Here is a 13,545-nt window from a genome sequence, read left to right on the forward strand (position 1 = left end):
TGGAGATGCCGTTGATCGATTTCTTTTCCCGGGGTGGGTCGTTGAAGTCGTCGTGGTACGGCGATTGTCTGCCGGAACGTGATTTTCCGATGTTGGTCGATCTGTACGAGCAGGGTCGGTTGCCGCTCGAGAAGTTCGTCACCGAACGCATCGGTCTGGACGACATCGAGGCGGCGTTCACCGCGATGCACGAGGGCAAGGTCCTGCGTTCGGTGGTGGTCCTGTGAGCGGGCAGTTCCGGATCGAGAAGGTCGTCACGTCGGGGACGTTCGCGCTCGACGGTGGCGAGTGGGATGTGGACAACAACATTTGGTTGATCGGTGACGACGACGAGGTGGTGATCGTCGATGCTGCACATACGGCGGGTCCGATCGTCGACGCCGTGGCGGGTCGACAGGTGACAGCGATCGTTTGTACGCATGGACACAACGATCACGTCACGGTCGCGCCGCAGCTCTCAGCGGAGTTGGATGCGCAGATTTTGCTGCACCCGGCCGACGATGTGTTGTGGGAACAGACGCATCCCGGCGTCGGGCATGCGCTTCTCGAGGACGGGCAGCGCATCACGGTGGCCGGAACCGACATCGTGGCGTTGCATACTCCTGGTCATTCGCCTGGGTCGACGTGTCTGTATGTGCCGGAGGCGGGGCAGTTGTTCTCGGGGGACACGTTGTTCTCGGGTGGGCCCGGTGCGACGGGCCGCTCGTATTCGGATTTCCCGACGATCATCGGGTCGATCCGGGACCGGTTGTTCGCGTTGCCTGCCGAGACCAGGGTCAACACCGGGCACGGTGACGGGACGAGTATCGGTGACGAGTCTCCGCATCTCGAAGAATGGATCGCCCGCGGGAACTGACACCTACGACACCGTCGTAGCTCGCCTGCCGCATTCGAGGTGGGCGGAGTGAGACAGTGGTGGGGACGCCGAAGCGCTCGCTGCGGCGCCCCCACGAACCCGAAGAGGACATCACGTGAGCCGCGCCGCACGGAGAACCCGCCTGACCATCGCTGCCACGTCGGCGGCGATCGGAGCGTTCGTGCTGGTGGGGTGCAGCTCGACCGTCACCGGCACCGCCGAGCCCACCGCCGGTGGCACCACCGCGTCGCAATCCGGTACAGACCTCAACACTCTGCTCATCGACCCGGCGAGCTTCCCGGCCCCGTACGACGCGTTGGTCTTGCCCCAGCAGGCCATCTCGCAGGCCGCCCCCGATCTCAGCGGAATACCGGCCGGTGCCGAGGTCAGCCCGGCGGGGTGCAAACCCGCGGACCAGGACTTCGGCCCGACCGGGACTGCGATGATCGTCGGCACCGACAACGACAGTCGATCCACGATCTCCATCGAGCTGACCGCTGTCGACCAGCCGCTCTCGGCGCGCAAGGAACAGCTCGAACAGTGCGGCGAGGTGACCGCAACCAAGTCCGGTGCCACCTCGAAAGTCACGTCCACGCTGACGCCCGCGCCGCCGATAGATGCCGACGACACGCTGGCCGTTCGGCAGACCGTCTCGTCGGGAACCGGCGGGGATGCCGTCACCCAGTCGATGTTGACCCTGATGGCGCAGGTCGACGGCGTGCGGATCTCGGCGACGTTCATGTCCTTCGGGTCCGCCACACCCGATGCGATGACGCTGGACGAGCTGTTCACGGCGGCGGTGCAGAAAGTGAACCAGAGCTGACGTTCTCCCGCCGTGGTGGCGGCCCCTAGCAGAGCCGACCGACACGGTCTGCTCGACGGAGGCGGGTGCACGCCGTTTCATCCACAGAGTGTCCGGCATGCACAGGGTTCTGCTCGGCCCCTGGTCGAGCCGTGAAGGCGTCACGGAGTCTCGTAAGACTTCGAGGCATGTACACACCGACGAACTCCCACGACCCCTACTCCGGTCGACACCGCGTACGGATCGGTGACGCGAGCGAACTGTTGGCCGCGATCCCGGCCATGCTCGGCTTCGATCCCCATCGCTCGATGGTGCTCATCGCGCTCGAGGACGGCGGCACCAGCATCGGCCCGACTATGCGGCACGACCTCGTGCTGGCCGGCGAGCACACCGATCGACGTGCGGCTAGCGACACTCGCGCCACGCCGGACATGCTCGACGTCATCGACTATCTGGCGGGCTATTGCGCATTCGAGAACATCGTCTCGGTGATCGCTGTGTTCGTCGACGACAGACTCGGCCGCAACGAGCGAACGCACTACACACTCGACGTTCAGGAGCTGGTGAACGAGCTCGAGGTCACCCTCTCGTCGTTCGGCGTGCGGCTCGAAGCTGCCTTCGCAACCTCGGCCATTGCCGATGCCGCGCACTGGTGGTCGCTACAGGGCCCACGGGAGCACGGTCGTATAGCCGATCCGACGGCATCGCCGCTGACGGTGGCCAGAGTGCTGGACGGCTATCCGGTGCGACGATCGAGAGACGAGCTCGCCCAATTCATCGCACCCGGCCCGGTCGAGACGGTGCAGGCAGTCGCCGCCGAGATGGCACGGTTTCGGCGTGGCGGTGCACTGTCGCTGACCGACCACCTGACAGCGGTGTTGTCCTACCTCGCGCGGTCTCCCTACGACTCCGAGCTCGAGACGACCGACTTCGCGCGGGTCGCCGTCGCGATCGGGCATGTACAGGTCCGGGACGCGGTGCTGGCACTGACCCTCGGTGAGGATGCAGATGTCGTCGAGGAATTCTGGGCGCACCTCACCCGGGTGGTTCCGAACCGCGAAAGAGCAATAGCAGCAACACTTCTCGCGTTCAGCGCCTACGTGCGAGGAGACGGCCCGATGGCCCGAATTGCGATCGATGCGGCCTTGAAGGCAGACAGATCCCACAGTTTGGCGTCGCTGTTGGACCGGTCGCTCAGTGTCGGTGCCAGTCCCGCCCTGGTTCGCGAAGTCGCCGAGAGTGGGTTCGCCTGTGCGCGAGCCTGTGGCATTCGCCTGCCGGGTGACCCGTTCGGTCGGCGCTGATCTGCAGTCTGCTCAGCGAGCCGCGTGAGAACGGTCGCCGAGCTGCTGCAGAAAGTCCCACGCATCGGAGACGATGCGATCGAGATCGGTCAGCTCCGGCGTCCACTGCAGTTCCTCGACGGCACGGTCGCTCGATGCGATCAACACGGCCGGATCACCGAGCCTGCGAGGTGCATGTTCGACGGCAATGGGCAGTCCGGTCACGCGCTTGCACGACGAGATGACCTCGTCGACGGAGAATCCGGTGCCGCTGCCGAGGTTGTAGATGGAGTGCCGACCGGGCTGGGCAGCATCGACGGCGAGGATGTGCGCTTCGGCGAGATCGGCCACGTGGATGTAATCACGAACGGCTGTGCCGTCGGGAGTGGGCCAGTCTGTGCCGAACACCGAGATCTTCTCTCGCTGACCGAGGGCGACCTGCAATACGATGGGGATGAGATGGGTCTCGACGACGCGATTCTCACCGAAACCCTTGTATGCGCCGGCCACGTTGAAGTACCTCAGACTGGTGGCGGCGAGACCGTAGGCCGCTGCATACGAGGTGATGGCGTGGTCGATCGCGAGTTTGGTCGCACCGTACGGGTTGGTGGGACGAGTGGGGTCGTCCTCGGTGATGGGGGTCTTCTCGGGCTCGCCGTAGGTGGCCGCGGTGGAGGAGAACACCAACTTGGGGGTGCCGGAGGCACGGATCGCGTCCAGAAGAGCCAGGGACGTCACTACGTTCCCGCTCCAGTACTTGTCCGGCGACACGACCGACTCGCCCACCAACGACTGCGCTGCGAAATGCAGAACGGCATCGAAGTCGCCGCCCGTCAACACTTCCGCAGCGACGTCCCTGATGTCACCCTCGACGAATGTGACCCCGGCGGGAACGGCGTCTCGATTACCGGTGGACAGGTTGTCCACGACGACGACCTCGTGGCCGCGCTCGTCGAGTACCGCCGCACACACACTGCCGACGTATCCTGCACCACCGGTAACGAGAAGCTTCACTGTTCGATCTCCCTCACACGCGGCAGAGGCCGTCCGTGCGAAGAAATCAGACCTTCTTCACCTGAACGGCATGCGCCATTTCGTCGGATATGTCGACACCACTGTGTCCTGGCACCGTGATCGTCACCGACCCCGGCTTGGCCTCGACTGTAACCCGCGCGTCGGGAACCACGCCCGCCTCGCGTAGCTGAGCGATGACCTCGGGGTCGGACTGAACGTGCTCGGCCAAGCGGCGAACGACGACCGCAGTAGGCTCGCCGAGCGGGACGTCGGTGAGACGAATGAGAGCCTCCGGTGCCAGTGTCGTCTGACCCAGACCCAGCTCCGCCAAGCCAGGGATCGGATTACCGTAGGGCGAGGTCGTCGGGTTGTTCAGCACGGTGACCAACCGGCGCTCGACCTCCTCGCTCATCACGTGTTCCCAACGGCACGCCTCGGCGTGCACATCTTCCCAGCGCAGTCCGATGATGTCGACGAGCAGACGCTCCGCGAGACGGTGCTTGCGCATGACCGCGACGGCCAAGCTGCGGCCCTTCTCGGTCAGCTCCAGATGCCGGTCGCCGGCGACGGACAGAAGACCGTCGCGCTCCATTCGGGCGACGGTCTGACTGACGGTGGGACCACTCTGCTCCAGCCGCTCGGCGATCCGCGCGCGGAGCGGGATGACGCCTTCTTCTTCCAAATCGTAGATCGTCCGGAGGTACATCTCCGTGGTGTCGACCAGATCCTTCACACTCAACCCCTTCGTCGGGCTCGATCCTACCGTCAGCGGCCCTCAATCGGTGCTGCACCCGATGGCCGCGGGCGCGGCGCACCACAACCCCGGAAGCCGCTCGCCGTGGCGTGTCACAACCGGGTACCGGAAACAACACCGGAACCCGGCAACACCATCCCGCGTGGCAACGTAGTTTTGTCCGTATGTCTGATCAGGCGACACGCGCCGCCGTATCCATCCCCAACCGTCCCCAGGACATCGTCGTGTGGAGCGCGGACTACCTCGGCTACCGGTGGAGCGACGACCATCCGATGAACCCGACCCGGCTCGACCTGACGATGGCCCTCGCCACCGATCTCGGCGTGCTGGCGGGCGTGGAGCTGGTCGAACCGTCGGCGGCACCGGACTCGGAGCTGCTGCGTTTCCACACCAGCGAGTACATCGAGGCGGTCAAGCGCGCGCCGTCGCAGGGTCCGGCTCTGCGCGACCCCGACGACGTCGTCCACGGTCTCGGGTCCGACGACAACCCGGTGTTCCCGCACATGCACGAGGCCAGCGCGATGCTGACCGGTGGCTCCTTGGCGGCGGCGCGGGAGATCGCGTCGGGGCGGGCCAGGAGAGCCGTGAGCATCGGCGGTGGAATGCACCACGCAATGGCCGATTGGGCCTCGGGCTTCTGCGTCTACAACGACGCGGCCATCGCCATTTCGTGGTTGCTCGACAACGGGTTCGACCGCATCGCCTACATCGACGTCGACGCACACCACGGTGATGGCGTCCAAGCAGCGTTTCTCGGTGATCCTCGGGTGCTGACGGTCTCGTTGCATCAGCATCCGGCAACCCTGTGGCCGAACACCGGCTGGTCGACCGAGGTAGGTACCGAACGCGGCGAGGGTTCTTCGATCAACGTCCCGCTGCTGCCCGGAACCGCAGATCGGCTCTGGCTGCGCGCATTTCATGCGATCGTTCCGGGCGCGATCGGTGCGTTCCGCCCGCAGATCATCGTCAGTCAATGCGGTGTCGACAGTCACCGCGAGGATCCGCTCGCAGACCTCGCGCTCACCGTCGACGGACAGAATGCGGCTTTCCTGGCGATGCGCGACCTTGCGGACCGCTACTCGGAGGGACGGTGGTTGGCCGTCGGGGGAGGCGGGTACGGCTTGGTTCGGGTGGTACCGCGCGCCTGGTCTCACCTGATCGCCGCTGCCCTCGGCCGCGCCATCGATCCGACGACGTCTTTGCCCGACACCTGGCGCGAGCGGGTGAGAACCATGGCACCGAGCGTGGATCTGCCCCAGACCATGGGCGACGGTGGGGACGTCGACTATCCCGCCTGGGACGGTCCCGGTGGATCGTTGGCCGGAACGGACGGCACCGACCGGGCACTCGAACGCGTCGACTCGGCCATCATCGCCACTCGTCGAGCAGTGTTTCCGCTGCTCGGACTGGATCCGGAGGACCCGCGTGACTGATTCGACCGGTGCCGATCCGGCCGCCGAACAGGCGGCCGTGACAGACGAGAAGAGCAGCAAGGAACTGGCGCGAGAGCGCGCGGAAACAGAGTTTCCGCGCCACTGGGTCGCCGACGTTCTCACCTCTGACGGCGGCGTCGTGCACCTGCGGCCCATCGTGCCCTCGGACTCCGAGGCCATCGTGGCCTTCCACGGACGACTGTCGGAGCGCACCAGATACCTTCGGTACTTCGGCCCCTATCCGACGATGCCGCAGCGGGACGTCCTGAACTTCACCACTGTCGACCATCACGACCGCGTGGCCTTCGTTGCAGTACTGGGCGACGACATCATCGCGGTCGGCCGGTACGAGCGGCTACCCGAGGGCGACGGCAACTCGGCTGAGGTCGCGTTCGTCGTCGCCGACGCCCACCAAGGCCGCGGACTGGGGCCCATCCTGCTCGAGCACCTCGCGGGTGCGGCCGCCGAGAACGGCGTGAATATGTTCGTCGCCGAGGTACTCGCCGAGAACCGCAACATGGTCACCGTGTTCCGGGAGGCCGGATATCAGGTGAGCCGTTCCTTCGAGGGCGGTGTCCTGCGGCTCGAATTCGCCATCGATCCGAGCGAGGCACTGCTCTCGGTGCGGAACTCTCGCGAGCGCGCGGCCGAGGCTCGTAGCGTTCGCAACGTACTCAGTCCTCGATCGGTCGCCGTGATCGGTGCATCGACCGACAGCTCCAAGGTGGGCAACGCGGTGCTGGCCAACCTGTTGGCCGGGAACTTCACGGGCCCGGTGTACCCCGTCAACGCCGACCACCGCTCGGTGCGCGGCGTGCGTGCGTACGCCACCGTGCACGACATCCCGGACCCGGTGGACCTCGCTATCGCGGCAGTTCCGGCCGATGCCATCGACGCGGTGCTCGACGACTGCCTGGACAAAGGTGTCAAAGCACTGCTCGTGGTGTCGGGTGGATTCGGCGAGACCGGGCCTGCGGGGCAGGAGAGCGAGCGCAGGCTGGTGCTCGCCGCCCGTGCCCACGGGATGCGGCTGATCGGGCCCAACGCGCTCGGTGTCGCGAACACCGACCCGGAGTTCGGGTTGAACGCCACTTTGGCACCGCATCTACCGACCCCGGGCAATGTCGGGTTCTTCTGCCAGTCGGGCGCGCTCGGCATCGCAATTCTCGACGAGGCAGCCAACCGCCGACTGGGTCTGTCGACGTTCGTCTCCGCCGGCAACCGCGCGGACGTCTCGGGCAACGACCTACTGCAGTACTGGGACTCCGACCCGGCGACCGAGGTGATCCTGCTGTACCTGGAGAGCTTCGGAAATCCCCGCAAGTTCACCCGGATCGCACGACGGGTCGCGCGCAGCAAGCCGATCATCGCGGTCAAGAGTGGCCGCGGCGCCGTGCCACCCGCGCACGCCATCGGTGCCGACATCGACGATTCCATTGTCCGAGCGTTGTTCGCCCAAGCCGGAGTGATCCAGGTCGACACCATCTCCGAACTGTTCGACTGCGCAGTACTGTTCGGCAACCAACCGCTACCGGCCGGCCCGCGCGTGGCCGTCGTGGGCAACTCGACGGCCCTGGGGGTCCTGGCCGTCGACGCCGCTCGCGCCAAAGGCTTGCATGCCGATATCCCGACCGACGTCGGACCGCAGGCCGGTCCCGAGGATTTTGCCGCGGCCGTGTCGTCGGCACTCGCCGCCTCCGACATCGATGCAGTGATCGTCGTGTTCGTGCCCCCGGTCGCGGTCGAGGTCGAACCGTTCGCGACTGCGTTGGGCAATGCGGTCCGGGGGTCCGACAAGCCGGTGCTGTCGACATTCCTTGCCACCGAGGGCATTCCGGATGTGCTGGCCGTACGCGGGCCCGGCGGGCACCCGGTTCGCGGCTCGGTTCCGTCGTACTCGAGCCCTGAACGAGCCGTGGCGGCACTCGCTGCCGCATGGCGGTACTCGTCGTGGCGCACGCGGCCGGTGTCGAATCTGGTTCGGCCCAAGAGCATCGACGGCGATCGCGCCAAACAGCTGGTCCGGGATTGGCGTTCGGCAGGTGGCCAAGGGCGCTGGCTGTCGGATTTCGAGACTGCCGAGCTGTTGGCCTGCTACGGCCTCGATGTCGTGGCGTTCCGCGCCGTGACCGACGAGAGCGAGGCCGTCGCGGCGGCCGACGAACTGGGGTACCCGGTTGCCGTCAAAGCGACAGGGAAGCGGTGGCGGCACCGGCCGGATCTGGGCGGCGTCCGCTTGGACGTGGCCGACGCCTCGGCGGTACGTGTGGCATACCGCAACCTGGCGGCCGAATCCGGAGAGCCACTGCTGCATGTCCAGCGCATGGCAGTCAAAGGAATCGGCTGCGTGGTTCGAGTTCAGGACGACCCGTCGTTCGGATCGCTGATCTCGTTCGGTCTGGCCGGAGTGATTTCGGATCTGTTGGGCGACCGTGCGTATCGTGTGCTGCCGTTGACCGAGGACGAAGCGGCACAGCTGATCGACGCGCCGAAGGCTGCTCCGCTGCTGTCGGGCTATCGAAATGCCGTGCCGGTCAACAAGAGTGCGCTGATCGACCTCGTCCAGCGCATATCTGCGCTGGCCGAGGACATTCCCGACATCCGTGAAATCTCTTGCGAACCGGTGCTGGCATCCGCCGACGGCGCACACATCACCGATGCGCGAGTACGAATCGGACCCGAACCGACGAAGGCAGACCTGGGTCCACGACGATTGCGTTGACGAGGACTGTGTCGCCGAAAACGAGAGAGGCGGCGGCCGAACCGACGTCCCGAGGGGGAAAGAACGTCGGTTCGGCCACCGCGTCGGATGGCGCGAACGGGAGTGATCACCGTCGCTCCACCGGTCGGAGAACCGGAATCAGCTGGCGTACGAACGCAACTTCTCGGCGCGGTCACCCTGGCGAAGCTTGACCATCACCTCGCGCTCGATCTGACGCACGCGCTCGCGAGACAGTCCGAAGAGCTTGCCGATCTGATCGAGGGTGCGCGGCTGGCCGTCGTCCAAGCCGTAGCGCAGACGGATGACCTGCTGCTCACGTTCGTCGAGGGTGCCGAGCACGACGCGAACGTCGCTGTGCAGCAGCCCGGCGATGACGGCGTTCTCGGCGGATGTCGCTTCCGAGTCCTCGATGAAGTCACCCAGCGGCGCTTCCTCGTCGCTGCCCACCGGCATGTCGAGGCTGACCGGATCCCGGCTGTGGTCGAGCAGATCGGCGATCTTTTCGACCGCAATGCCCGATTCACTCGACAGCTCTTCGTCGGTTGCCTCGCGTCCGAGCTGCTGATGCAACTCTCGCTTGATCCGGGCCAGCTTGTTGACCTGCTCGACGAGGTGGACAGGGAGCCGAATCGTTCGGCTCTGATCTGCCATGCCGCGAGTGATGGCCTGACGGATCCACCACGTTGCGTAGGTCGAGAACTTGAAGCCCTTCGCGTAGTCGAACTTCTCCATGGCGCGAATCAGACCCAGGTTGCCTTCCTGGATCAGGTCGAGCAGCGGCATTCCGCGACCGGTGTAGCGCTTTGCGAGCGAGACGACCAACCGGAGGTTTGCTTCGAGCAGATGGCTGCGCGCCGCGCTTCCGTCCCGCACGATGATCGCCAAGTTGCGCTTCTTGACCGCGCTCAACCGTTTCGTGTTCTCGAGGACCTGCTTGGCATACAGACCTGCCTCGATCCTCTTGGCCAGGTCGACCTCTTCTTCAGCCGTCAGCAACGCGGTGCGGCCGATGCCGTTGAGGTACACGCGAACGAGATCGGCTGCTGGGCTCTGGGCGTCCAGATCGGCATCGGTGGGCCGCGGACGAATCGTGGTGCTGGGGCTGGTCATGACTTGCCTCCTGGTCGGTGGTGTCTCACAGGTTCAACGCTCGGGACGCTCCGATAAGTTCCCACGCCGATCCTGGTGATACCCGCCTGAACAGGGAATACGGCGGGTCCGTCCTGAGAAGTTGCTGAGAACGTTCGCAGCGGGAACGGCAGCGCAGCCCCAGGTCTGTTCAGCGAGCCGGCAACACGAGTCCGTGCCGCACCAGACCCTGCATCAGCGTCACCGCATGCCCCGCCAATTCGTCGGCATCCTCACCGTGCGCAGCGGCGAGCAGCTCGACCAGTTCGCCCACCGCGAGCCCATCCGGACGCAGGCCCGCAAGAAGCGCGGCACCGAGCTCGTCGATGTCGTGCTGCCACTGTGGTCCGTTTCCCCGGTGGACACGGATCGCCACCGGAGCCCAGCCCTCGTCGCCGGGAAGAAACACCCGTTCGAGCGCGGTGTTGGGGTCGAGAGTCAGTACCGAGTCGAGAATGTCGTTGTCACGAAGCCATTCGAGCCGAGAAAAGTACTCGAGCGACTCGTTCCCGAGCGGGTCGGAGAACCCGTGCGTCAACTCCTCGGCGAGCAGATCCGTCGGAGAGTCCGTCTTGCGTAGATAGACGAACCCGAAACCGACGCCCTCGACACCCGCAGCGGCGAAATGATCGAGCCAGGACTGGGCCACCGCGGCCGCATTGGGATCGCGCGGGTCCAGACCGCCGTCGCGCATCCAGGTGCCCACATACAGAGCGGGGTCTGCCACGTCACGCTCGACCACCCAGGCGTCGACCCCGTAGGAGGGAAGCCAGGAAGCCACCCTGGTACGCCAGTCCTCGCCTTCGATGTGCACCCACGACGCGAGGATGGCGGCGGTCCCACCGAGGGTGAGGTGCTCGGGTGCCTGCGCGATCATCAACGCGCTCGCCCCGTCGAGATCGAGGCCCGAATCGCGATACGAGTGCAGTACTTCGGCGCGCCCGACGACGAACGGGGGATTGGCGACGATCCGATCGAACGTACGTCCGGCCACCGGCTCGAACCACGACCCGTGCAGCAGTTCGACGTCGAGACCGTTGAGGGCCATCGTCGCCGCCGCCAGATCCATCGATCGCGGGCTGATGTCGGTCGCGGTCACCGTCGTGGCGTAGTCACACGCGTGGACGGCTTGGACGCCGCATCCGGTTCCTACGTCCAGCACGGACTCCACAGCCGAGGTCGGCGTCCCGCGCAGCAACGACAGCGACGCCTGGCCGACGCCGAGGACATGATCGGTCGCCGTCTCGGCGACGCGCATGCTGCCGTCGGGATCGGAGACGATCCACCGGGTACCGTGCCCGGCGTCGAGGGGCCTGATGTCGAGCGCGGTGCGCACCGAGGATCCGGTGCTAGTGAGAATGCCGGCCGCGAGTGCTTCGGCGACGGTCAGAGGTGCGAGAGCGGCCGCAACTTCGTGCTCGGGACAGTCGTCGACCAGAAGGAACAGTCGCACCAACACACCCAGATCTCCGCCGCCTCGGCTCGCGTTGCGGACCGGAACCGGTTCGCTGCGTCCCAGTGCGGCATGGGCGTCTGGGCCCAGCAGCGTCAGAACGCCGTCGGCGTCGTAGCCCGTGCGATCGAAGGCTTCACGGAGGGCAGCGGCGGCAGCGACGAGTGGAGACGGAGGATTGTGTGCATTCACCGAGCAAGTGTCGCACCGACTGTCGGCTCCCTGTCAGTCCTCGCCGGCTTCGATCACGCGGTGGTTGCTCGATTCGATGGCCGGACTGTCGATGGTCCGGTAGTCGTAACGGCTCATCTCGTCCTTGGTGCGCGGCGGCCGATCGTTCGCGATCAACACTGCCATCCAGGGGAGCGGAATGGACAGACCGACGATCGCCATGGAAATCCATGGGTTCATCCACATTCCGTATGCCAGTGCAGCGAGCACCAAGGCCGGTATGCGGAAGGACATGATGAACATGTACTTGCGGACACGCGCTTTGTGCTGCTCTTCCACCGACTGTTGCGCCTCGGTGATCAGGACGGGCCCATCCGGCGAGTCGCTGTACGCGCTTCCGTCGAACCCTGGGGTTCTCGTCATACCTCCACTGTGGCACTACCGCTCACAGATTGCATACGACGAGCTGTGCGACCGGTTCGAACACAGTGTGGCGACGGATTAATCTGTGTTCATGAGCACTCAGACGAAGGACCGTCCCGACATCGCACCGGACGAAACCACCGACGATGACCGGCCGAAATTCTTCCATTACGTCAAGAAGAACAAGATCGCCGAGAGCGCCGTCATGGGTACGCATGTGGTAGCGCTGTGCGGCGAGGTGTTTCCTGTCACCAAGTCTGCAAAACCGGGCTCACCGGTGTGCCCGGACTGCAAGAAGATCTACGAGGGCCTCAAGAAGGGCGAGTGACGGCTCGCGTCCGATGGTGACTCCGCCGGACCCGACTGTCACGGAGACGGTTCGGGCCGGTCGGATCGCTGCCGATCGCCGACCACTTTGATCGGCCCTGTGGCCAGACGTCGCGCGACTGCGGTCACCGGTCCCGATGGCTTGTCGTCCGCAGCTGCCTGAGCAGCGAGCCACTCACGCATTTGATCCATTCGGGTTGCTCTGGCCGGCCAGAACTCCTGGATCGTGGCGTTGAACTCGGCTCCGAGGACGACGGCGAAGCCGAGGAAGAACGTGAAGAGCAGAAACGCGATCGGAGTTGCCAGCGCACCGTAGGTGTAGCCGGTGCTGGTGACCCAGGTCAGGTACCGGCGAAGTACGGCGCTGGCAATCATGAAGAACACGCCGGCAAGCAGTGCTCCGCCGAGCAGACGATGCCAGGGCAATGACGTGTGCAGCGCCAGCTTGTACAACGTGGTCAGGCCGATGATCAGCAGCAACCCGACGGCGGGGTAGTACAGGAAGTCGACGAGTTCGCTGCCGACGGTCAGCCACGAATCGGGCAGTATCTGCTGGACGTACACCGGTCCGAGTGCGACGAGCGGCAGCACGAACACCGCGATGACCAGAAAGCCGACGTAGAGGAGCAGTGCGAAGAACCGCTGCCAGACGGGATTTCGCGCGTCGGCCTGCCCGTGTGCCTCGACGATGGAGTCCACGAACGTGGAGATCGCGGACGAGCCCGCCCACAGCGACAGCAGGAAGCCGACCGAGACGATTTCTCCGCTGCCCTGAGCGAGTACGTCTCGGACGGTCGGCGCGATGATCTGATCGACGACACTGCTGCTGAACAGCGTGTTGCTGAAGGTGATGATCTTCGACTCGATGATGTCGACGGTGTTGGGTCCGAACCAACCTCCGACGAAACCGAGACTGCCCAGCACCCCGAGCAGAAGGGGAGGTAGCGACAGTGTCTGCCAGAAGGCTGCGGTCGCTGCCTTGCTGAAGATCGAATCGTCCCAGGCCTTGCCGAGAGTGCGCAGAGTCACTTTCCACACCGCACGTAGCGGGTTTCTCGCCGACGATCGTGCCGGTGTGGGAGTTCGGCCTGCAGACGCGCTCATGGTCCCTCCAGCATTCCTGACCGATGCCGACTTCGCCTAACGACCGGCGCGCCGTGTCGCGTCCGACATCACCCC

The 13,545-nt window shown here is 65.4% G+C and carries 12 protein-coding genes and 1 pseudogene; 7 read left to right on the top strand and 6 right to left on the bottom strand.

The genetic code is table 11. The annotated features are described in order from the left end of the window. The 4 genes and pseudogenes from E4P29_RS13755 to E4P29_RS13770 all read left to right on the top strand — a co-directional run. Positions 1-227 (top strand): annotated as a pseudogene (locus tag E4P29_RS13755) (S-(hydroxymethyl)mycothiol dehydrogenase); the annotation flags it as partial. After that, a complete protein-coding gene (locus E4P29_RS13760) occupies positions 224-856 on the top strand; it encodes an MBL fold metallo-hydrolase (RefSeq protein ID WP_135045496.1) in 633 nt (210 codons plus the stop codon). The pseudogene E4P29_RS13755 and the gene E4P29_RS13760, both read left to right, overlap by 4 nt. A 148-nt stretch (positions 857-1,004) precedes the next feature. Next, the gene (locus E4P29_RS13765; RefSeq protein ID WP_245154337.1) at positions 1,005-1,679 is read left to right on the top strand and encodes a DUF5642 family protein; all 675 of its coding nucleotides are present in this window, start codon (positions 1,005-1,007) and stop codon (positions 1,677-1,679) included. Between the two features lie 167 nt (positions 1,680-1,846). Beyond that, positions 1,847-2,962, top strand: a complete 1,116-nt coding sequence (locus E4P29_RS13770) for a DUF4192 domain-containing protein (RefSeq protein ID WP_135045499.1) — start codon at positions 1,847-1,849, stop codon at positions 2,960-2,962. Positions 2,963-2,974: 12 nt separating this feature from the next. Here E4P29_RS13770 and galE read toward each other — a convergent pair whose 3' ends face one another. Both galE and E4P29_RS13780 read right to left on the bottom strand, forming a co-directional pair. Next, positions 2,975-3,955 carry a UDP-glucose 4-epimerase GalE gene (galE, locus tag E4P29_RS13775; protein WP_135045500.1) on the bottom strand — a complete coding sequence of 327 codons (981 nt, stop codon included), beginning with the start codon at positions 3,953-3,955 and terminating at the stop codon, positions 2,975-2,977. A 46-nt stretch (positions 3,956-4,001) separates the two neighbouring features. Beyond that, on the bottom strand, positions 4,002-4,688 hold the full coding sequence (locus E4P29_RS13780; protein ID WP_027496875.1) for a metal-dependent transcriptional regulator: 687 nt from the start codon (positions 4,686-4,688) through the stop codon (positions 4,002-4,004). A 185-nt stretch (positions 4,689-4,873) separates the two neighbouring features. Here E4P29_RS13780 and E4P29_RS13785 point away from each other — a divergent pair, with 185 nt between their 5' ends. Next, entirely contained in the window at positions 4,874-6,142 is a 1,269-nt protein-coding gene (locus tag E4P29_RS13785) for an acetoin utilization protein AcuC (protein ID WP_135045501.1), read from the top strand. Positions 6,143-6,179: 37 nt separating this feature from the next. Then, positions 6,180-8,864: a bifunctional GNAT family N-acetyltransferase/acetate--CoA ligase family protein gene (locus tag E4P29_RS13790; RefSeq protein ID WP_135045862.1), complete on the top strand. Its 2,685-nt coding sequence runs from the start codon at positions 6,180-6,182 to the stop codon at positions 8,862-8,864. 138 nt (positions 8,865-9,002) lie between these two features. Here the strand turns inward: E4P29_RS13790 and E4P29_RS13795 are convergent, their stop codons facing one another. The 3 genes from E4P29_RS13795 to E4P29_RS13805 form a co-directional block, all read right to left on the bottom strand. Continuing rightward, positions 9,003-9,974: a sigma-70 family RNA polymerase sigma factor gene (locus tag E4P29_RS13795; protein WP_027496878.1), complete on the bottom strand. Its 972-nt coding sequence runs from the start codon at positions 9,972-9,974 to the stop codon at positions 9,003-9,005. A gap of 169 nt (positions 9,975-10,143) precedes the next feature. Then, entirely contained in the window at positions 10,144-11,637 is a 1,494-nt protein-coding gene (locus E4P29_RS13800) for a class I SAM-dependent methyltransferase (RefSeq protein ID WP_135045502.1), read from the bottom strand. A 33-nt stretch (positions 11,638-11,670) separates the two neighbouring features. Beyond that, on the bottom strand, positions 11,671-12,039 hold the full coding sequence (locus E4P29_RS13805) for a DUF3099 domain-containing protein (RefSeq protein ID WP_027496880.1): 369 nt from the start codon (positions 12,037-12,039) through the stop codon (positions 11,671-11,673). A 91-nt stretch (positions 12,040-12,130) separates the two neighbouring features. Between E4P29_RS13805 and E4P29_RS13810 the strand changes: the two genes are divergently transcribed. Further along, complete coding sequence (locus E4P29_RS13810; protein ID WP_135045504.1) at positions 12,131-12,367, top strand: DUF3039 domain-containing protein; 237 nt, start codon at positions 12,131-12,133, stop codon at positions 12,365-12,367. 38 nt (positions 12,368-12,405) lie between these two features. Here the strand turns inward: E4P29_RS13810 and E4P29_RS13815 are convergent, their stop codons facing one another. After that, the gene (locus E4P29_RS13815) at positions 12,406-13,470 is read right to left on the bottom strand and encodes a YihY/virulence factor BrkB family protein (RefSeq protein WP_245154320.1); all 1,065 of its coding nucleotides are present in this window, start codon (positions 13,468-13,470) and stop codon (positions 12,406-12,408) included. Positions 13,471-13,545 lie beyond the last annotated feature (75 nt).

Origin of the sequence: Rhodococcus sp. 1R11 (assembly GCF_004563845.1) — a bacterium.
GTDB lineage: Bacteria > Actinomycetota > Actinomycetes > Mycobacteriales > Mycobacteriaceae > Rhodococcoides.